This window comes from Komagataeibacter ossonobensis (genome assembly GCF_057359305.1).
The window spans coordinates 48,985-70,769 of sequence record NZ_JBXAYQ010000009.1 but is presented as its reverse complement, the minus strand read 5'-3'; the positions used below and the strand labels follow the sequence as shown (position 1 = coordinate 70,769).

Genomic DNA, 21,785 nt, shown 5'->3' with positions numbered 1-21,785 from the left:
TCCAACGTAAAAGGGGATATGACATATTCGCGTCCGTTAACGGAACGAACCCGTTTCGTTTAATTTAGAAAAAAAGACCCGTCAATTCCAAAAACGGCACCAGTCCGTAGCTGGATCAAGACCCGTACCCGACAGACGGAACAGACATCCGTTATCCAGATATTGAGCGAAGGGAGCAGGGCGTATCACCAGCCCCATCATCTGTCATGACAGTAAACCACACTGGCGTTGCATGTTACGGCGGGCAGAAACGAAACCCGGTCGCAGCCAGCACCGCGACCGGGAAGATATGGCATGGTGAAAGGTCAGGATTCACGCTGACCATAAGATGTGCATGCGTGGATGCCTGCGTTGACACAGCCTTCCTGTCCGGTTGTGACAGCTTTTCGTGCAACCGGGTTACGCATGGATTATCCGTATCCTTCAGCGCGCGTCAGGCGGGGCGGAGGACAGATCCCGATGGGGGGCATTGCCATCATGTCCCGGCAGGGAAAAATTTCCATACGCGCGCCGCGTCATCGCAATCACCACGACAAAAACCATCATGCCCACGCTGGTTTCCAGTTCATGCCGTGTATGTTCAACCTGGGCCATGGCGACAAGCGCGCAGAGCAGGAGAAGGATGGTCAGGAGAGAAAGCAGGTTGAAGCCGCATGCCCGGATGCGACACAGCGCGATAAGGAAGTACAGGAAAATGACAAATGCACCCGTTGCATTCAGCAGAAAGGCGAAAACAACGTCGGGTGAAAAGATTGCCGTAACCGCAATAAGTAGTGCCGCAGACGCACTGAACATGACCGTAATCCATGGCGCCTGCGTAACGGGATGAAGGCGCATGAAACAGCCCGGTGCATCCCGGACGGCAGCCAGTTCAAACATGACCCGCGACGTTGCGTACAGACCGGAATTCACGGTTGAAAGCATTGCGCAGACAATAACGATTTCCATCGCCGTACCGGCAAAGGGAACATGCACTGCCCTGAGTGTATAAAGAAACGGCGACTGTCCCGCGACAAGGGAATTCCATGGAACAAGACACAGGATAAGCGCGATGGAAGTAAGGTAGAAGGCAACAATGCGAAAGGCGACGGTTCGCGCTGTACTGGCGACGTTGCGCGCCGGGTCGTCGGACTCTCCGGCGGCGATTGTCACGACTTCCGTGCCGGCCATTGAAAAAATGACGGAAGGCACGGCCGCCAGGATCGCCATTGTGCCATGTGGCAGCAGGCCCTGACTGGCGATATTGTTCCATACCGGTACGTGTCCCTGTACCAGTATTGTGACACCGATCATTATGAACACCAGAATGGCGATGATTTTCAGCATTGAAAACCAGTATTCACACTCGCCATAAACATGGACGGCCAGAAGATTGGCGCCCGTCATGAAACCAAGGATCAGGAATTCGATCAGTCCATAAGGAATATGCACGACTGGCGCCAGTAATGATGCCAGCGCCATGCTTTCCATGCCCAGCGTCGTAACCCAGACCAGCCAGTAAATCCATCCGGTCATGAAACCGATCGGCGCGCCAAGGGTGTGGCGGATATGATTGACGAACGATCCCCTGTCCGGCGCGTGCAGGGCGATGTCACGCAACATGCAGTTGATAAGGAACGTCAGCAGGCCCGCCATGCCATACGACAGCAGGCTGGCGGGACCGGCGATGGAGATGGGAGTCGAGGCCCCAATGAAAAAACCCGCACCGATTATGCCGCCAATCGAGATCATGGCAATGTGGCGGGATCTCAGACTTTTGGCGAGCGGTGTCGAATTCATGCATAACCCTATGAATTTATTTTTATGATTATTTCATAATAGTAACATTATGATCAATCCTTTATTCATGTGTCCTGAATATAATTAATATATTTTTTACGGATTAATATGAATCCCCGTGCGCTGGATCATTTCCCGGCCTATCCTTTCGTTTTCGGACGTAACAGATACAGCGTGCATCAGGTCGCACCCAGACCTGCCTGCTGTCTGGCTGGCCTATGTATGGTGCATCCATGGGGTGAGACGGGAGCCACACCGCGCATGCGGTATCTATTGACGGACGGTGGGCAGGCGGGACCGTCAGTATTGCTGCGGGGCGGTAATGTAACAGGGCAGGCCGCATGCGTCAGTGGCGCTGCCCTGATGGAAGCGTTCAGGTTTCATCCGGCATCCAGGGCGCGCATCCAACCCACAGGAAGCGGGTCACGCCGTCATAGGCATTTACAAAACGGTGGGGCCGCGTGCTGGAAAAGCGAAAACTGTCCCCCTCGCTCAGCAGGAATTCCTGATCGTCTATGGAAACGATAAGCCGACCCTGTTGCACCAGTCCCGTTTCCAGTCCGGTATAGGAATACGGTGTCGCACCCGTATGGCCACCGGGTTCCAGCGTCAGGATGAACATCTGCAACGGGCAGTCACCCAGTGGCGTCAGGCGCTGCTTGGTGACGCCATCCGCCAGTACTGTCAGGCCGCGGCGGGAATTCCTGACAATAAAGGAATCATGTTGCGTATTGCAGTGATCTTCCAGGAATTCGGTCGCCGGTGTATGCAGGGCGGTGGCGATTACCACAAGCTCAGCTATGGATGGCGATGACAGTTCACGCTCAATCTGGCTGAGATACCCTACCGACAGGTCAACACGGTCCGCCACGGCCTGTAATGATAGTCCCATCTGTTTGCGGCGTTCACGTATGCGGCTTCCGACAGTTGTCCGATCGTCCTGTAATATCACCGCCTTGTCCTTTCCCATCAAATGGCACCACCTATTTTCATATACATGAAAAACCTGTTGCAACCCAAACGTTGCGGATGTTATACGAAAATCATACAAAACGTTCTGGTTCCTATACAATCGTCAGAACCTTTTGAAAATAGGCTTTATCTACGATGAACTAAAGAGATGTAGAGTTTTTATGCTGGCCATTTCGGCTCCGTGCGTGGGATTGAGTAAAACAGCCATATCCTGCCGTCTGCGCTACCATGATATGATTTCATGTTCATGAACAGTCTTTTGATGGTCCCCGCGACGTGCCATCTGGCGGTCATATGTCTGGTCACGGGGATGAAATATGATCGCATGACAATAGTACAAGTCATTCAGAAATAATGGAATAGATGTAAGGTAGATGGGTATGGACAAGAACCTGTTGCTTGCGTGCGCGACCATCGCGTCACTATCGACCGCCACCATTGGCCTGGCATCCGGCGCCCGCGCGGATGACCAGTTGCCTGAAACCGTTCCCAAGGCAACGGCCCTCGAAGCCGCCGACCTCCTGCCCATCACGCCATTCTATACAACGCCGGGCAAGGGAGAAGTTTATCCGGGTGCATTGATCCGTTTTGAAAAAGCGACGGATTATATGCTGCCGCCGCATGTTTCCGCGTACCGGATCCTGTATCATTCACTCAGCGCGACACGCCAGGACGTGGTCAGTTCCGCATTTGTCCTGATCCCTGATGGCCCTGTGCCCACATCCGGCTGGCCTGTCGTGGCCTGGGCGCATGGCACCAGTGGCGTTGCGCAGGCCTGTGCGCCCTCGCGCATGAAGGATCTGTATTATGGCAGCGAGGGCCTGTTCAAATTTCCACAGGCGGGGCTTGCAGTCGTCGCCACCGATTATCATGGACTGGGAACGGTTGGCCCGCACCAGTACATGAACAAGGTTGCGCAGGCTTATGACGTCATCTATTCAGTCATGGCGGCGAAAGCGGCACTGCCCCAACTGGGTGCGGACTGGGTTGTGGACGGCCATTCACAGGGTGGCATGGCCAGCTGGAGTGTCGCGGAAATGGAGCAGCAGATCAATGATCCGCATTTCCTGGGCACGGTATCCGTTTCGGGCACGATCAATATGCTCGACTTCATTCACCCCCGCCGTGAAGAAGGCGGCGCGCCATTCTATCTGCCCATGGTGGCAGTTGGCCTGACGGCCCGTTATCCCGACTACAAGCCCCAGTCCATGCTGACCCCCGTGGGGATGGAACATTATGATGTCGTCGCCAGCAAGGGGTGCTGGTTTGTCGATTACGCGTCCTATTTCGGCAAGAGCGGTGATCAGATTACCAGGGACGGGTGGGTCCGTAACCCTGATGTCCAGGCCATGCTGAAGGAAGACGAGATCGGCAAGCTGAAAGTAAAGGGGCCGTTATTTGTCATTACCGGGGGCGGGGACGTGTCCGTGCCGCCGGGTGGCGTAAGGGATGTGGCGCGTGCTGCCTGCCATAATGGTATCAGCCTGGCGTTCCGGCTGTATCCCGGCCTGGATCATGACCCGACCATGGCCAATTCAACAGATGATCAGATCACATGGATCAAGGATCGTTTCAATGGAAAACCGTTTTCGTCTGATTGCGGCAAGTTCTGAATAATCAAGGCCGTCATGGGATGACGGACCCCGGTCATGCACAGTCCGGACCGTGATCCCATGGCAATATGACAGGCTGCCCGTGGCTGGCGTGTTATCTATACTTGTTCATTACGATACATAAATAAAATACGCGTTGGGATGTAATTGATGAATATCAATCGCAATCGGGGGGCCGTATGCCTGGGTATATAAGAAAATTCACGTTTTTCATTCTGTCATCGACCATCATATTTGACGGTTTCCCGGCAATGGCCGCCACCGCGCGGGATGTTGCGCATAAACCCGCCAGCAAGACGGATACGGCCCATAAAACGGCTGAAACGGGCATTACCGCGCGCGGGGCGGGGGAAACACTGCACGTTACCGGGGCGCGGTCTTATGGTGGCGGGCTGATCCGTAATGAAACGGCGGCCAAGTCTGTCAGCACGGTATCGCGTGAATATATTGCCAAGCAGGCTCCGGCATCAAACGCGCTTGCGCTCGTCAGCATGTCACCGGGCGCCAATGTATCCATGGGCGATCCGTTTGGTGTCTCCAATGAATCGACCATCAATGTCCGCGGCCTGAACCAGCAGGAAATCGGTTTTACCTTCGAAGGGGCGCCGATGAATGATTCGGATGATTACACCCCGGAAACCGCCAACTGGGTCGATAGCGAGAACATGGACAATGTCCAGTTACAGCAGGGCGCGCCCAGTATTGATACCCCCACGACAGCATCCTCGGGCGGGACGCTGGCGGTGCGGATGCGTGATCCCAAGCATACCCGTGGTGGGGAAATCGATGTAAGCTATGGCACACATCAGATGAACCGCCAGTTCATCCGTTACGACAGCGGCGATATCGCCAATACGGGATTGCGTGCCTTTGCGTCCTTTTCCGACCTGACCAGTCGGGCCTGGCGCGGCCCGGGCCGCAATGACCGCAAGCATGTGGACTATAAGCTGATCAAGGAGTGGGGGGATGGCAACTACATTTCCCTGTCGGGTTCCTACAACAACGAACATACGGCATGGTACAGCACGCCAACCCTGAGTGACTGGAACAAATACGGGCTGAAGAACAATCCGAATGACCTGCAGGGCACCTATAAGTTTGGCGAGGGGAATTATTACAAGGCATGGACGGTCAGCTGGTCCGATTATATCCTCAGCGCACCCTCGCATTTCAAGCTGGCGCGCAACCTGACGCTGGATGTCACGCCCTATTTCTATCATGGCAGTGGCGATTACCCGTTCGGGGTTACGACCATTGGGACGACGGGGCCGTATTTTAACGGGACGCAGCAGGTTAATTCGCCTCTGGCCGGAAACCACTATTCAGAGGACGGCCAGACCGCCGTTACCGAAAACTGGCTGGGTGTGGAAAGTTTTACCGGTTTCAATTCGGCCCTGCATTACAAGGTCGCCAATCATGATCTCGTATTCGGGTACTGGTACGGTTATACCGACATGCATGTCGAGGAACCCCTGTCCGGACTTGATGCGGCCGGTAATTCAACCGGATACCTGCACCTGACGGATGGCACGCCACTTAGTGAATGGGCCTATCATACCATTACGCAGATCAATGCATTGTATGTCGGTGACACCATGCATTTCCTTAACAAGAAACTGACGCTGAATCTGGGTTTCAAGGAAGTCATGGCCGCCCGTAATGGCACGCTGAACCAGCCGGGACCACAGTACAACGCCAATTATTACTCAGCCAAGCCGCTGCCGCGCATGTCCATAAGTTACCGGGTCAACCCGCATATCATGGTTTTCGGTAACGTGACGACCAGCTACCGCCTGCCACTGGGAACCGCGTTCTATAATCAGTATGACAGCCCGTGGGATGGTGGCACGTACCAGACCGCCAATACCCATCTGCATGATGAATACAGCGTATCGGAAGAAGTCGGCGCGCGGTACCATGACAAATGGATTACGGCGTCACTGACCCTGTTCAATTACAATTTCTCGCATCACCAGATTAACGAATATATTGCCAACATTCCCTACTATCAGGATGCAGGCAGCATGACGACGCGGGGATTTGATGGTGAACTGGCCATTCATCCCTGGCATCATATCTCGCCCTATGGGTCGGTTGAATATCTTTATGCGCGGCAGGATACGGATATCACAATGCACGGCGTCACCTATCATACTGCAGGCAAGATGGCGACTTCCGCCCCACGCTGGATGGCGTCGGCGGGACTGCAGTATGATGATGGCCGTTTCTTTGGCAGTGTGTCCCTGAAATATGTGGACAAGGAATACGGCACGTTCATGAATGATGAACAGATTGCCGGTCACAAGCAGGTGGACATGATGATCGGTGCCCGTGCGCCGGATATCGGCTTTCTCAAGGCCCCGTCGCTGCGCCTGAACGTCATTAACCTTGCAGATCATCACTATCTATCCGGGGTCTATAATACCGGGGCCGTGGCGGGACAGGCAACGTATTACACGGCGCCGAATTTCGCGTGCCTGGGCACATTCAGCACCGGGTTCTGACGGGGGTTGGCGTTTCCATGATGATCAACCGTGGAACGCGGTCCTGACTAGCAGCAAGCTGATGCCCATAAGCCCGCAGAGGGACAGCAGGACGGTCAGGACCAGCGGCCGTCCCGCCCGCACGACCGAACGGATATCCACACCCAGCCCCAGCGCCGCCATGGCCAGAACGGTCAACGCCGTTGCCGCCGTGCTGAATATTCCCACGGCTGGGGCGGGGATCAGGTGCAGCGACCGGACGGCCATCATGACCATGAACCCGGTAATGTACCATGGCACCAGACGCGTCAGGGCATGCAGCCTGTTTCCATGGTGACGCGAGCCGGTTCCGGACCGGGCGGATAGCGCGGACAGGGTGACGCAGACCGGTCCCAGCATCAGCACCCTCACCAGTTTGACCAGCATGCCCATATGAATGGCGCCAGCGCCGAACGGGGCGGTCGCGGCGACAACCTGCGGCACGGCATAGACGGTCAGCCCCGCAAGAACGCCCTGCGCCATGTGGTCTGTAACCACAAACGGCGCCAGCAGCGGGATGCCGATGACAACCACCAGACCACCCGCCGCCGTGAATGCAATGGTGGTGGCCACATCCTCCTCCCCGGCGCGGATAACAGGCGCGGCCGCCATGATGGCGGAATTGCCACAGATGGAATTGCCACACGCGACCAGCAGGGTCTGGCGGCGGTCCAACCCCACCATGCGTCCGATACAGCATGTAAAGACCAGGCTGAAGGCCACAACACCGGCAACAGCGGCCAGAACCCACGGTCCCACGGAAAAGACCACGTCAACGCTGAAAGACGCCCCCAGCAGGACAATGGCGATGTTCAGCAGCGTGCGCGAACAGTACCGGATACCCGGCGTCCATACCGGACCCGGCACATATAGGGCGCGGAAGGCGACACCGGCCAGCAGGGCCAGATTCAGTGTTTCCAGCCATGCCCTGCCCAAAACCATTTCTTCAGCGCGTTCAAGTAGGCAGGCCAGACCCGTTATGGCAAGGCACAGCCCGATGCCCGGTAACGGCTGCGCCCCGATGGGCAGGGACCGCTGTGACGGACGCAGGGCGGCATTAAGCATTGTTGTCACGGCATTCTTCCTTTCGCCGCGCAGGCTAGGGGAAGATCGTTACATCATTCCAATTCATAGTTTTTGTAATTCCAATCGGGAATCATGATGGGTTGTGGTATGGAACAGGCATGACCCTGGAGCAGCTTCGCCTTTTTATCGCCGTTGCGGAACGTGAGCATGTTACGGCCGCTAGCCGCGCCCTGAACGTGACCCAGTCCGCCGTATCGGCCGCCATCGCCAACCTGGAGGAACGGCACGGGGTCAAGCTGTTTCACCGCGTGGGGCGGGGCATCCGGCTGACCGATGCAGGGCGGCTGTTCCTGCCCGAAGCCCGGGCCGTTCTGGCCCGCGCCAGCCATGCGGAAGCTGTACTGGCGGAATTCGGCGGTTTGCGGCGCGGCACGCTGCGTGTCGTCGCCAGCCAGACCATTGCGGCGTACTGGCTGCCCGTTACCCTTGTTGCATTCCGGCGCAGATATCCGCAGATCGCAATCGAACTGGCGATTACCAATACTGAAGAGGCCGCAACACGCGTCAGGGACGGGGAAGTGGATCTGGGCATTGTCGAGGCGATTGTCGATGATCCCGCCCTGGCGCAATGGCCGGTCGGAACCGATCGCCTGACCATCATACAGGCCAGTCCCTGCCTGCCGGATGTGGCGGATGCGCGGTGGCTGCGTGCTGCATGCTGGGTCATGCGCGAACCGGGGTCAGGCACCCGCGCCACGCTGGAACACAACCTGCGCCAGTTGGGGATCGAACCGGCGGAACTGAATGTCAGCCTTGTCCTGCCCTCCAACGAAGGCGTGCGGACCGCGATCGAAGCCGGGGCAGGCATTGGTGCGCTGTCATCACTGGTTGTTGCCCCCGCGCTGCAGGCGGGTACGTTGCATGCCGTGCCACAGGCGCTGGGCACGCGATCATTTTACGGTCTGCGGCACAAGGAACGGTATCGCAGCCCGGCAGTCGAAGCCCTGCTGGCCCTGATTGCCGACAGCTCACCATGAAGGCACGGACGGGATGCGGGCTGGCGCGACATGCCGACCTGCGGTTTCCGGGAATGGATGGGTCAGTAATCCCATCCGGACGCAACATAAGTTGATAATATAATAAATGCGCAACATTACCTGCAGATATAAAAAGGATCTTGTGGTCCGGGCCGGTGATTACACGGACAGCACGCAGGCCCGGATGGATTGACGGCGCGTGGATGGCGGACGTCGTGGTGCATGTCCGGTCCGCTGTACCAACGGATCATGACATTTCCACTAACGACAGCAAGAATGCATGAATCGTAACAGGGGATGGCCCCGTGTGCAGGGCAGGGGGCTGGCAGGAAACGGGACGGTTTTACCGTACCGGGGAACGCGAGACGCCCGTGCGCTTTTACTGTAATGGCGATCAGGTCAATCGCCACATGTCGTGTCAAAAACAATAACAGGGACCGAATATGTACACGAATTTCAGATTGTCTATTGATGGTGAATGGTATCGTGGCAGTGGGCGTACGTGTCAGCGACGCCTGCTTTCCCGGCAGGGTCCGGAAGAAGGAAGCGGGGGCATTGCAGGTTATCTGGATGTAAAACTGGCACGGATGGTGTTCTGACATGATCCCCAATCGACTCAAGCAACTCTGGGCCGAGGGGAAACCCACGCTCAATGGCTGGTGTTCCATCGGTAACCCCTTCACGGCCGAAATCATGGCTGCGCAGGGTTATGATTCCGTAACCATCGATGTGCAGCATGGGGCGCTGGATTATTCCAGTGCGCTGCCCATGATGCAGGCCATGCGTGCATCCGGTGTGGTGCCCATGGTCCGCGTGCCGTGGATGGAACCGGGCGTCATCATGAAAATGCTGGACGCGGGGGCCTATGGCGTGATCTGCCCCATGGTGAACACGGCAGCACAGGCGGCCGAATTCGTAAGCTACATGCGCTATCCCCCCCATGGTCAGCGCAGCTTTGGCCCCACACGGGTTTCGTTCGCGGCGGGCAGCAATTATGCCGGGGGGGCGAATGACGAAATCCTCGCCTTTGCCATGATCGAGACACGGCAGGGCATGGACAATCTGGCAGAAATCGCCGCAACGCCGGGACTTGATGGTATTTATGTCGGCCCTGCGGATCTTACGCTCAGCCTGGCGGACGGGCGCCTGCCACCGGGGTTTGACCGTGAGGAACCGGAAATGATCGAAAACCTGCATAAAATCCTTGCCGCCTGTCGCGGCAGCGGTATTCGTGCGGCCCTGCATTGCGGTACGGCGGAATATGCTGCCCGCGCCATAGGCTGGGGGTTCAACATGACCACCGTATCGGGTGATTCCCGTCTGCTGGCCGCCGCGGCCGGTGCCAGTGTCGCGCAGTTTCGCAAGCTGGTCAGCCGTGACAGCGTAACGGTGATGCAGGGCGGGGCGTACTGATCGCCCGTGGTAACTGTTGCGGGGTGCCTGTATCCGGTGGGCCTGCGCCAACCTGATGGCACCCCGCACCTGATGACATGATGATAACGGATATCTTTGTACGGATCGTATGCGTCCGGTGCCGTGATTTCAGGCTGCTGGAAGGTGGGGCATGGCGAATAAAAAACCTGTTTCAGTATTGTGAATACGGAGCAGGGAAATACGTCATAAAAGTCTGCCTGAAAGGTCAGGTCAGGAAACATCTGTGGATCATAAGAAGTTTCTGGTGAAGGTTTTTTTCAAAAAGCTTTGGAATATTCATCATTTTTGAAAAAAACAGCGCCCGGAACTTTCATGAACGCGTTACTTTCAGGCAGCGTTCAGGTATGAAATGCATCCACCCTTTCAGGCGACTGAAAGGGTGGATGTGGTTGTCAGTGCCAGACCACCTGCTGGGCATCGATGGCCTTGCGGGCCCGTCCGACATCGCTGGTCAGAACCGCGGGGGCTGCGTTGCCCATGCTGTTGCGGATATAGGTCAGGATGTTGGCGATCTGGTCATCATGCAGTTTCCAGCCAAAGGACGGCATGGCGGCCCCGGTCGGGTTTGCAGTCGTCACTGGACCATCGGTACCGCGCAGCACGATGTTGATCAGGCTGTCCGGGTTGGGCGCGTTGACTGCCGGGTTGCTTTGCAGCGTGGGGATCATGTTGGCAATGCCCGCGCCATTACTGACATGACAGGCGCTGCACTGCACGGCGAATTCCCGCGCGCCCGCCATCATCTGCCGGTTACTGGCGGGCAGGGGCGCAGGCACGGTCACCGTGCGCTGCGGCAGGGATTTGAAATAGGCGGCAATGGCCTGCAGGTCCGCTTCCGTCAGGTGCTGTGTGGAATTTTCGATCGTTTCCGTCATCGGTCCGGACGACGCCGTATGGCGGTTGGTGCCGGCGCGGAGATAGGTCACGATATCATCGGCACTCCATCCCCCCAGTCCCGTATGGGTATTGTTGCTCAGGTCCGGGGCATACCATCCCTGCAGCGACGTGCCCTGATAGGTGGCCCGTGTATCGCCGCCAAAGGCGTTCTTGGTGGTATGGCAGGTGCCGCAATGCTCCAGCCCCTCGACCAGATAGGCCCCACGATTGACCTGCGCACTTCTGGACGTATCCGGGGTAAATGCGGACCGGTCGAAAAACAGCATGTTCCACCCGATCAGGAGTGTGCGGATATTGTACGGAAACCGCAGCCTGTTCGTGACAACCCTGTTGCTGACTGCCGGGATTGTGCGGATATAGGCCCACAGATCCGCAATGTCCGCATCCGTAATCTTGACGTAGGCGGTATAGGGCATGGCGGGATAGAGGTACCGGTCCGGGCTTCTGCCATGCCGCACCGCGCGTTCAAACTGTTGCTGCGTCCATGACCCGATCCCGGTTTCCCGGTCCGATGTAATGTTGCTGGCGGTAATGATGCCAAAGGGGGTTTTCAGGTCCAGTCCACCCGCGAACGGTTTGCCGCCGGGTGCGGTATGACAGGCCAGACAGTCGCCCGCGATCGCCACGTAACGGCCGCGTTCGACCTGGGCATCCGTGCCGCCGTCCTGTGCTTTCGCGCCATGGGCCAGGAAGGTGACGGCAGACAGGAGCAGTCCACCACGCATGCAGGTGCGCAGTGCAGTGCGAAGCAGGTTTCTTGCCATGATCATAGCCTTACCAGCGGGCCGGGATTCTTGAGGTACAGGTCCCTGATCGCTTTCGCGGTCCACAGGGTCGTGGCCCCCACGACGACGGTCGGGTTGTAGCCGGCATTATTGGGAAAGGAGGATGCACCGATCACAAACAGGTTGTGGACATCCCAGTTCTGCTGAAAGCGGTTCTGCACACTGGTGCGCGGGTCCTCGCCCATGACGACGCCGCCCTGCACATGCGAAGAATCCCACGGCGTATAACCGGAATAGGGACGGTCAGCAAAGGAATCCCCCCCGACCTGCGTTGCCCCCATCTCACGCGCGATTTCAACGCATTTGTCACGGACGAACCGCCCCGAACGCCGGTCGTTTTCGTTATAGTCAAACGTAATGCGCAACAGCGGCTGGCCGAAACGGTCCTTGTAGGTCGGGTCAAGGTCAAGGAACTGCTCGCGATGGGCGAAGCTTGTGCCCTGTCCCTGGATCTGCGCGTAATTCTGGTAGCCCTTGCGGAAAGCCTGTTTCCAGCCCTTGCCCCATTGCGGGCTGCCCTGTGGCAGCAGCCCCGCCATGCCGATCGGCAGCCCCTGGTTGCTGAGCGACTGGATACCTGCCCCACCGATAAAGCCCAGACCGGTATGGTCGAAATTGTCACCGTTGAAATCGTCGATCTGGGTGGCAAGGGCGCCGGTGTTCATGAACGGGTTGAGGTACTCGTTTTCAAAGAACATGAAACCCCATGACAGGGTCTGGAACGTAAATGCCCGCCCGACAACACCCTGTCCCGATGCGACATCATACGGCGTGCTGATGCCTGAGAGCAGCAGCAGGCGTGTATTATCCAGCGTAAAAGTCGCGGTAATGACGATATCGGCGGGCTGTTCGCCAATATTGCCGTCAGAATCAACAAACGTCACCCCGGTCGCGGTCTTCCTGTCGGGTGTGGTGTTGATGCGGATGACCTCGCATTCCGTGACAACCGTGAAATTCGGGCGCTGCATCAATACCGGCAGGATGCAGATATTGGGACTGGACTTGGACCAGTTGCCGCAACCGTATAACTGGCAGTATCCGCAATAGGTGCATGGCGCCAGGTTCAGGCCCAGTGCATTTTTATAGGGCGCGCCAATCATGGCCGATGGCACGGGGAAGGGATGATATCCCAGCCGTGTCGCCGCTTCCGCAAACAGCACGTTGGCGCGTGAGCGTTCCAGCGCGGGGGTGGGGTAGGGACTGGTACGCGATCCCTCGAACGGGTTGCCGCCGGGCTGGCGTTGCCCGTTGATGACGCCCGCAGTGCCCGATGTGCCCGCGATCTTTTCAAACCGGTCATAGAAGGGTTCAAGGTCGTTATAGGTCACGCCCCAGTCCTGCAGGATAAGGCCATCCACCAGCTGTCCCGCGCCATAGCGCTGCATGACATGGCTGTAGGGCTGGTGATCGAACGGCAGCCACCGCCAGCTTGCGCCCGCCCAGTGCGTGCCAGCCCCCCCTACATTGTTGCCCAGCGTCAGGTTGTGATATTTGCGCATGGGCAGCGCGGTCTGGCCGACCTTGTTGCGCACGGTATAGGTTTCGGTTACCGGGGCCTGCAGGATGTCCTTGCGCACGGACCCGCTGAGTTCATCCGGGTCGCGTGTGGTGGGAAAGCTGGTCGAGGTATCGCGCCATGCCCCACGTTCGATCGCGACCACCTTCAGACCCGCGCGGGTCAGTTCTTCCGCCATTGTGGAGCCGGACCAACCCAGCCCGACAATGACCACATCGGCCTTTGGCCTTTTGTAATTCATTCAGGTGCACCTTGGTTTTTATTATAATTGTGCGGTCCATTGCCATGCCGGGCATGGCGCGGTCAGGCGCGGCCCAGCAGGCTTACGGGGTGGACATCAATCTTCTTGCCCCGCTTTGATACGATCCAGTCGCGATAATCATAAATCGCGCCGGGAAACCCGACCAGTTTCCAGCCCACCATGTCGCGGTTGCCGCCATACATGGGATCAGCCAGGTAGCCTTCACGCACATTCTGCAACAGCAGTACGAAGAACTGCTCCGATTTCAGGGTCTCGAAGGCAATTGCGCCATTTTCGATACCATGAAGAAACGTGATTTTCTGTTCTTCCGACAGTTCCATAAACGACCTGTTGAACTTCGTATGTGCGGCCTGTTCCAGTTCAACCAGTCCCTTGCGGTAGATTTCCGCAGGCGTCATGATGCTTTGCGGTCCCTGCTGCGGCAGTCCCTCGACGACGGGGCCAAGTTTGTAATCCTTGGCCGCCGTGCCATAGGGACCTGCCAGCTGGTGGTCAAGGAAGGTCACGCAGCCAGCCTCGGTCGCCCCCATTCCCAGTTCATCAGCGGGGATCAGGACATCGAATATGGCGCCCACCAGCTTTGCCTCATCCGGTGTCAGGTACACCAGCCGGCTGGCGTCAACCACTGACAGCGGTGGGGGCGGCGTGGCCCGCCACGCACCCGTGCCGCCAACATAGGTCTTGGAATAGGCCGGTTTGTAAATGGAGGCCAGCGTGGAGGTCGCCATCAGCACCAGGCCGCCTTTTATTACGTCACGCCGCTTCATTATTGTTTTCTCCTGACAGGCATTGCCGCCATGGGCATGGGATGCGCGTGCAACGGGCCATTTCCCTGCGGTGCCGTGTTTCAGGTGCGCAGGCCAAGGCACACCAGAAAAGACCCGTCCGCACGGAACCTGTTCATTGGCGTTACTTTTCCCCTGGTGGCATAGCCATAGGTAAACGTATCTGGTTGTTAATAATTACATGGAAGGCAGATCACAAACTGCTCACCACGCCACCAAGCTTTTGCCCATCCAGCGTGTCGGGCAGTGCGAAGCCAAGACTGATGAAGGGCAGCTTCAGGGCATTGACGCCAGCATTGTTCGTGGGCAGCCGTTCCGTCTGGGCAACAGGCACCAGCATGTGCCGGTCGGCCGTGATGAACAGGGCGTCACCGTCAACCAGCCGTGGATCTTCAAATAACGTAAGCTGTTTCTTTTCCGGTGTCAGGACGACAATCCGTCCATGTTCGGCATCGGCATAGTACAGGTTGCCCAGCGTGTCGATTGCGGTGCCCATGATTGTTGGCAGATCGATGACTTTTTCAATCCGCCCCGCCCGCTGGCCGTCGGTCAGGCTGGCATCCAGCAGGATATCGGTCGGGATCCTGCGTAGCGGGCCGGACGGGGTGGAAAAATAGAACCATTTCCGGTCCGCCGTGATTTCCAGCATGTCCGAATGGACCAGCGGTCGCTTGCCGTTACTGTCGCGCAGGATATGCCCGTCACGCCCCCGCAGCGGCTTGTCCGGTGTTGCACGCAACAGTGGGTGTTCCGATAGCCTGCGCACGGTTTCCCCGCTGCGCATGTTATGAATGATGATCCCGCCCAGACCTGAATCGGTCACGAACATAAGGTCGCCCGCAATGCGCAGGTCATTCATGGCCGAACCCGGCGGCAGGATGTCATCACCCCAGCGCAGGACCTGCAGCACCCTGCCATCATGGGGATCAAGCTGTACCAGCTTCTGCCCGCCCGGCACGGACGTACCCTTTGTCGGGTCGATGCCCTGATCGACAACCCACAGCGTGTCGTCGCTGAAGATATGCAGGCCATTGACCATGACGAAGGCACTGGCCGCATCAGCGCCCGGTTTCCACGTATTCCAGCTTCCACCCGGAAACGGCTGGGGCGTGCCGTCGGACGCCACGCGAAACACACTGGGCGTATCCGCCATCAGGTCCCATCGTGGCGCGCCAAGAAACAGTGTCCCGTCACGAATTGCAGCCACTGCATTGCACAGATAGCGCGGGGAGGAGGCGATAACGGTCGCATGAATGGACGCCGCCACAGCCTGTGGCATGCGGGCGGTTTCAAATCCCGCCAGCGCCAGTCCACCGGCCAGACCACACAGGGCGGCACGCCGGGACAGACCGTGGCCCATTGCATCGGTAACGTGTGTCATGAAGATTTTCTCTTGCTTATTGTTTGTTATTACTTGTGTCTGTATTTATTGAATTTGTCGCTACACAATAAAGTGCAGGAAAGCGATGCAACCGGTTCACACCGGCAGGGAAAGCCGTCTGATCTTCCCGACCACGAACAGGTACAGCAAGATCGCCACAACGCAGTGGCCCGCCACAAACAGCAGCGCGCCGTTATAGGACTTTGTTATTGCAACGATATAGCCGATCACGATGGGGGTCACGATACCGGCGATATTGCCGATCCCGTTGAAAATGCCCGCAGCCAGGCCCGGCGTTTCCTTGGGTGCTATGTCGGATATGACCGCCCAGCCAATGGCGGCAAGCCCCTTGCCAAAGAATGCAAAGGACATGATCAGGACAATGACCCACGCGGACTGGACAAAATTGCACAGGCAGATCGTGGACGCGATAGCCATGCCCGCGACATAGGGCGTCTTGCGCGCGACGTTTTCCGACTGTCCCGTTCGCAGCAGCATGTCGGACAGCGCGCCCCCCGAAATCGCACCGGCCAGCCCACACAGCGCGGGCACGCTGGCCGCCAGCCCGGTCTGCGTCATGGACAGCCCGCGCGACTGATGCAGGTAAAGCGGGAACCACGTCAGGAAGAAATACAGGATGGCGGTAATGCAGTACTGCCCCCCGTACACGCCCACCAGTGTCCGGTCCGTCAGCATGAAACGTACCTGCCGCCATGTCAGCTTCCTGCGCACCTGCATGGCGCGGTCATCAATATCCACCAGCGCGCCACCCGCACGGATGAACGCCAGTTCGGCGGCATTGACGCCAGGGTGGCTGGCGGGCGGCCGCATGCGCATGAGCCAGATGGTGGCCAGCACCACCCCCGCGACACCCATGACGGCAAAGATGTATTCCCAGCCGAACTGCTGGGTAATCCACCCCATGAGCGGCGCAAAGAACGCGACGGCAACATACTGCGCCGAATTGAAAATGGATGTCGCAAGGCCGCGTTCCGCTGTCGGGAACCAGCTGGACACGATACGGCTGTTGGCGGGAAAGGTTGGTGCTTCCACCAGTCCCAGCCCGGCCCACAGCACGAACAGCACGGGAAAGGCGATGGTGTGCGGGACATGGCCCACGCCTGCGACCAGCAGCGTACACACCGACCACGCCAGCAGGCTTGCGCCATAGACGCGGATGGAACCAAAGCGGTCCAGCAGCCAGCCACCGGGCACCTGGTTCATGACATAGGCCCAGCCGAAGGCGGAAAAGATGTAGCCCATGGCCACCGGCGTCAGTCCCAGGTCATGCGATATGGACGACCCGGCAATGCCGAGTGTCGCGCGATCGCCATAGTTGATTGCCGTGATGATGAACAGGAACGCAAGGACACTGTAACGGATGGCGGTGCGGGGGGCTGCACGGGACGCGCCTGCGGCGATCGGTGCGTGTGTGGCGGTGGGGCCTGCGGTTGGCCCTCTTGTCATGGTCACCCTGTTTTCTCCCTCGATACGCGGACCGGTGCGGCGGGGGCGGGATTGCGCCCGGCCACCCTGCGGCCGCATCGGGTCCAGTGCGCAAGGGAACGCGTGAAGAAGGCGGGAAGTCCAAAACAAACTGCGCATGGATTGATGCACTGGCGGCATCACCCCGTCAGGGCAGGGATGGCGTCTGCGCTTCGCTGATCCGCGATACGATATCCATGACATTGCCCAGCACCGGACTGACGTCCTGCGCGCGGTGGACCATGAACAGTTCGGCCATGATGTTTTCGCCAAACCCCAGCGGACGGTAGATGACATTTTCGATACCAAGCCGCGACGCCGATTCCGGGATCAGGGCAATGCCCATCCCGGTCCTGACCATGGACAGCAGGGCATGGATCTGGGTCAGGTGATGGATCAGGTGGGGCCGGATATGCGCGCTGACCAGCAGGCGCTGCACAAGATCATGGAAATAGCCGCTGCCCAGGATCGAATACATGATCAGGTCCTGCCCCTCCATGTCCTCTGGCGTCAGCGCAGCCCGCGTGGCCAGCGGGTGATCGTGGGGCAGGGCGGCCACCATGGGTTCGGCCCGGACCCTGCATGCGCGGGTTTCCCTTGCCTCGAATGGCGGGCGGACGAAGGCAAGGTCGATCCGGTGGGAGGCAAGGGCGGCGACCTGATCGCGCGTGACCATTTCCTCCAGTGTCAGTTCAATATCGGGATAGGCCGCCCGCAGCCCATGGATCAGCCGGGGCAGGAAGTCATAGCTGCTGGACGGCGTAAACCCGATCGCGACCTGTCCCAGCGCGCCGCGCCGCGCCCGGCGGGCCAGCAGGACCGCATCCTGCGCGCTGCGCAGCAGGCGGCGGGCTTCGGGCAGGAAGATCGCGCCAGCCGGGGTCAGCCGGACGCTGCGGCTGTTGCGTTCCAGCAATTCAACACCAAGTGCGTGTTCCAGAAGCTGGACCTGTCGGCTCAGCGGTGGCTGGGTCATGTTCAGCCGTGCCGCCGCGCGGCCGAAATGCAGTTCCTCCGCTACCGTGACAAAACACCGGACCTGCGTGAGCTGAAGCATCAATATCAATCCTGTCTCAATCCATGCTGTATCTAATCTGGACACGCCAGAACTGTCTTGCCCTAACTGCAGTAACAAACACCCTTGTTATCAGGCCATTGTGACTGACCGGGGCGTGCAGGGAGAACAAAGGCATGACGCAAGAAGCCGGAAAACGGCCAGATGGCGGGAAGACTGCAGCGCAGGCAGAACGCAGGCTGCGCAGCGAGCGGTGGTTTGGCCCCGCCGACCTGCGCAGCTTCGGCCATCGTTCCCGTGCGATGCAGATGGGCTATGATCCGCAGGACTGGGAGGGAAAGCCCGTCATCGCCATCCTGAATACATGGTCCGACATCAATCCATGCCACATGCATTTCCGCCAGCGCGTGGAGGATGTAAAGCGGGGCGTACTGGAAGCCGGCGGATTTCCCATGGAACTGCCCGCCATTTCACTGTCCGAAAACTTCATGAAGCCCACCACCATGCTGTACCGCAACATGCTGGCGATGGAGGCGGAAGAACTGCTGCGGGCCTATCCCGCTGATGGCGCGGTGCTGATGGGCGGATGTGACAAGACCACGCCCGGCCTGCTGCTGGGGGCGACCAGCATGGATATCCCCGCGATCTATGTGCCCGCAGGCCCGATGCTGCGCGGGAACTGGCAGGGAAAGACGCTGGGTTCGGGGTCGGATTCATGGAAATACTGGGATGAACTGCGCGCGGGCAAGATCACACCCGCAGACTGGCAGGGGGTCGAGGCCGGCATTGCCCGCAGCGCGGGCACCTGCATGACCATGGGCACGGCCAGTACCATGACCGCCATTGCCGAGGCGATCGGCCTGTCCCTGCCGGGGGCCAGTTCCATCCCGGCGGTGGATTCCAACCATATCCGCATGGCCAAGAGTTCGGGGCGGCGGATTGTCGATATGGTGTGGGAAGATCTGAAACCGTCAAAAATCCAGACCCATGCCGCCTTTCGCAACGCCATTGCGGTGGCGATGGCCATGGGGTGCTCGACCAACGCCATCATACACGTGATCGCCATGGCGCGGCGCGCGGGTGTTGACATCGGGCTGGACGATTTCGACCGTGCCAGCCGTGAGGTCCCGGTGATCGCCAATGTCCGGCCAACGGGCACGACCTACCTTATGGAGGATTTCTACTACGCTGGCGGGATTGCCGCGCTGATGAACCGGATTTCCAGTTTCCTTGACCTGGACTGCCTGACGGTGACCGGCCGCAGCGTGGGGGAGAATATCCGCGATGCAAAGGTCTGGAATGATGATGTCATAAGGCCGCTGGACAAACCGATGTTCACGGGGGAGGCAGGTGGTGCGCTGACGGTCCTGCGTGGCAACCTTGCCCCCGATGGCTGCGTGATGAAGCCTGCGTGCTGTGACCCCAAATTCCATAAGCACCGGGGACCGGCGCTGGTGTTTGACGATTACCCCACCATGAAGAAAGCGCTGGATGACGAAACGCTGGACGTGACCCCCGATCATGTCCTTGTGCTGCGCAATGCAGGCCCGCTGGGTGGTCCGGGCATGCCGGAATGGGGAATGCTGCCCATGCCCAAACGCCTGGTGAAGGAAGGCTACCGCGATATGCTGCGCCTGTCCGATGCCCGGATGAGTGGCACCAGCTATGGCGCATGCATCCTGCATGTCGCGCCCGAAAGCTATGTCGGTGGACCGCTGGCGCTACTGAAAACGGGGGATATCATCGCGGTGGACGTGGCGGCGCGTTCAGTCAACATGGAGGTATCGGACACGGAACTGGCACGCCGCCGTGCGGCATGGACGCCGCCTGCGCCGCGTTACGGACGTGGATATGGCTGGATGGCCGCACATCACATGCGGCAGGCGAATGAAGGGTGTGACTTCGACTTCCTCCAGACCGATTTCGGCCCCCCGGTGCCAGAGCCGGTTATTTATTGATTGTCCCTGCGAACCCGATCCGCCGCTTCGATCGTTCAGCATGCATGACACCGGAAGGAAGCGATAAATACACATGACAGGCCGGGCGGGCACATGATCCCGCCCATGGCCCTAAAAGAGCTGCAATACGGTTCGACACCCGTCAAAGAAGAAAAACAAGATGTACATGAAGTCGAATACGCTCCCACCATCCTTCGCGGCAATGCGTCCGCGGCATGTGCCTTACTGGCTGTTGTGGCTGGCGCTGGCTGGCACGACCGCGGCCATGGTCTATTCGTCCTTTGTCGTACCGGTCATACCGGATCTGGCCTGCCTGTCCACCATCGGGCTTGACGGTCTTGCGCTGGTTATCACGGTTGCGGTGATGCCGCGGAATTTTGTCGTTGGTTTCCTTACATCACTCCTGCCATTCGTCATCAGCTGGAGGGTGGCGGCCATTCATGGGTCGGTGCCGGGCATGGCGTGCTCCACCGCCACGTTCATCATCTATCTTTTACTGTATGCGGACTGCATGATCCATGACTGGAGGGCATACAGCATTGGCGGGTGGAATAATCACCTGCAATGGCAGGTGGCAATACTGCGTATATATTTTGGTTTCGACATGGTTGGGCATTTTTCCGAAAAACTTTTCGCGGGCATACATGCATTCCACCACATGGAACAGGTTTTTGTCGGATTCGGGTTCCCGCCCGATGGGCAGGCGGTCATTATTGGTGGATTGTGTGAACTGTCAGTCGCGATTGGCGTGGGAATGGGTTTCATGACCCGTCTGGCCGGGATGGGCGGGGCGCTGTATTACCTGATCGCCAACCATTATGGCCGGCATTTCGGTGACGGGTTTACATGGAACAATCCCCCCGTAGGCGGCTGGGAATACCCGATGCTGATGATCGTGGCCTTTGCCAGTTTTTCGGTTGCGGGGGCGGGAAAGTTCTCGATTGATGGCTGGCTGATCGCCCGTGGGCTGATGCCTGGGTTCCTGCTGCCGTTATGTGTGTCCGGCCGCCCCGATCATGTGCGTCGTGATATCTGAATCGGACGGTAGCGCGTTTCAATACTTGTTTCGTCCACTTTTTTTCTATGGTCTCCTGGCGCCCTTTCATGGCGCCAGCTTGGATTATCTATCACATGCGCGCGAGTTATTAATTGTTATTTGTCTGCGCGCAAAAAACTGTAATAGAATGTTCTGTGCGATATGACATCGGTTCTATCGTATAATCTGAACTGAACGACGTCTTTATTTTCCCGATATGGATCGGTCTGGCCGAACATGAAGCGTCGTCAGGGGTTCAATAATAACATTGAGAATAAGGTA

Annotated in this window: 15 protein-coding genes; 6 read left to right on the top strand and 9 right to left on the bottom strand. The window is 58.4% G+C overall.

What is annotated here, in order from left to right:
• Positions 1-423: 423 nt before the first annotated feature.
• On the bottom strand, positions 424-1,779 hold the full coding sequence (locus tag AC1RQ9_RS07990) for an amino acid permease (protein ID WP_485986338.1): 1,356 nt from the start codon (positions 1,777-1,779) through the stop codon (positions 424-426).
• 373 nt (positions 1,780-2,152) lie between these two features.
• Positions 2,153-2,749, bottom strand: coding sequence for a helix-turn-helix domain-containing protein (locus AC1RQ9_RS07985; RefSeq protein WP_227672414.1), 597 nt, complete (start codon positions 2,747-2,749; stop codon positions 2,153-2,155).
• Positions 2,750-3,131: 382 nt separating this feature from the next.
• Between AC1RQ9_RS07985 and AC1RQ9_RS07980 the strand changes: the two genes are divergently transcribed.
• Both AC1RQ9_RS07980 and AC1RQ9_RS07975 read left to right on the top strand, forming a co-directional pair.
• Positions 3,132-4,364 carry a lipase family protein gene (locus AC1RQ9_RS07980; RefSeq protein ID WP_485986337.1) on the top strand — a complete coding sequence of 411 codons (1,233 nt, stop codon included), beginning with the start codon at positions 3,132-3,134 and terminating at the stop codon, positions 4,362-4,364.
• A 251-nt stretch (positions 4,365-4,615) separates the two neighbouring features.
• The gene (locus AC1RQ9_RS07975) at positions 4,616-6,868 is read left to right on the top strand and encodes a TonB-dependent receptor (protein ID WP_485986336.1); all 2,253 of its coding nucleotides are present in this window, start codon (positions 4,616-4,618) and stop codon (positions 6,866-6,868) included.
• 24 nt (positions 6,869-6,892) lie between these two features.
• On the opposite strand, the gene AC1RQ9_RS07970 is transcribed toward AC1RQ9_RS07975, so the two are convergent.
• On the bottom strand, positions 6,893-7,951 hold the full coding sequence (locus AC1RQ9_RS07970; protein WP_485986364.1) for a YeiH family protein: 1,059 nt from the start codon (positions 7,949-7,951) through the stop codon (positions 6,893-6,895).
• Between the two features lie 119 nt (positions 7,952-8,070).
• Here AC1RQ9_RS07970 and AC1RQ9_RS07965 point away from each other — a divergent pair, with 119 nt between their 5' ends.
• Both AC1RQ9_RS07965 and AC1RQ9_RS07960 read left to right on the top strand, forming a co-directional pair.
• A complete protein-coding gene (locus AC1RQ9_RS07965) occupies positions 8,071-8,949 on the top strand; it encodes a LysR substrate-binding domain-containing protein (protein ID WP_485986335.1) in 879 nt (292 codons plus the stop codon).
• Positions 8,950-9,549: 600 nt separating this feature from the next.
• Positions 9,550-10,362: an HpcH/HpaI aldolase family protein gene (locus tag AC1RQ9_RS07960; RefSeq protein WP_485986334.1), complete on the top strand. Its 813-nt coding sequence runs from the start codon at positions 9,550-9,552 to the stop codon at positions 10,360-10,362.
• Positions 10,363-10,775: 413 nt separating this feature from the next.
• Here the strand turns inward: AC1RQ9_RS07960 and AC1RQ9_RS07955 are convergent, their stop codons facing one another.
• The 6 genes from AC1RQ9_RS07955 to AC1RQ9_RS07930 all read right to left on the bottom strand — a co-directional run bounded on the left by AC1RQ9_RS07955 (position 10,776) and on the right by AC1RQ9_RS07930 (position 18,551).
• Positions 10,776-12,044 carry a c-type cytochrome gene (locus AC1RQ9_RS07955; protein ID WP_485986333.1) on the bottom strand — a complete coding sequence of 423 codons (1,269 nt, stop codon included), beginning with the start codon at positions 12,042-12,044 and terminating at the stop codon, positions 10,776-10,778.
• A gap of 2 nt (positions 12,045-12,046) precedes the next feature.
• Positions 12,047-13,822: a GMC family oxidoreductase gene (locus tag AC1RQ9_RS07950; RefSeq protein ID WP_485986332.1), complete on the bottom strand. Its 1,776-nt coding sequence runs from the start codon at positions 13,820-13,822 to the stop codon at positions 12,047-12,049.
• A gap of 62 nt (positions 13,823-13,884) precedes the next feature.
• Positions 13,885-14,610, bottom strand: a complete 726-nt coding sequence (locus AC1RQ9_RS07945) for a gluconate 2-dehydrogenase subunit 3 family protein (protein WP_485986331.1) — start codon at positions 14,608-14,610, stop codon at positions 13,885-13,887.
• Between the two features lie 211 nt (positions 14,611-14,821).
• On the bottom strand, positions 14,822-16,009 hold the full coding sequence (locus AC1RQ9_RS07940; protein WP_485986329.1) for an SMP-30/gluconolactonase/LRE family protein: 1,188 nt from the start codon (positions 16,007-16,009) through the stop codon (positions 14,822-14,824).
• 96 nt (positions 16,010-16,105) lie between these two features.
• Positions 16,106-17,476 (bottom strand): MFS transporter, encoded by a 1,371-nt coding sequence (locus AC1RQ9_RS07935; RefSeq protein WP_227672422.1) that lies wholly within the window; start codon positions 17,474-17,476, stop codon positions 16,106-16,108.
• Positions 17,477-17,642: 166 nt separating this feature from the next.
• Positions 17,643-18,551: a LysR family transcriptional regulator gene (locus AC1RQ9_RS07930; RefSeq protein WP_485986328.1), complete on the bottom strand. Its 909-nt coding sequence runs from the start codon at positions 18,549-18,551 to the stop codon at positions 17,643-17,645.
• 134 nt (positions 18,552-18,685) lie between these two features.
• Between AC1RQ9_RS07930 and araD the strand changes: the two genes are divergently transcribed.
• A complete protein-coding gene (gene araD / locus AC1RQ9_RS07925; protein ID WP_193731688.1) occupies positions 18,686-20,467 on the top strand; it encodes an L-arabinonate dehydratase in 1,782 nt (593 codons plus the stop codon).
• Between the two features lie 166 nt (positions 20,468-20,633).
• Positions 20,634-21,503, top strand: coding sequence for a DoxX family protein (locus AC1RQ9_RS07920; protein ID WP_485986326.1), 870 nt, complete (start codon positions 20,634-20,636; stop codon positions 21,501-21,503).
• Positions 21,504-21,785: the final 282 nt, after the last annotated feature.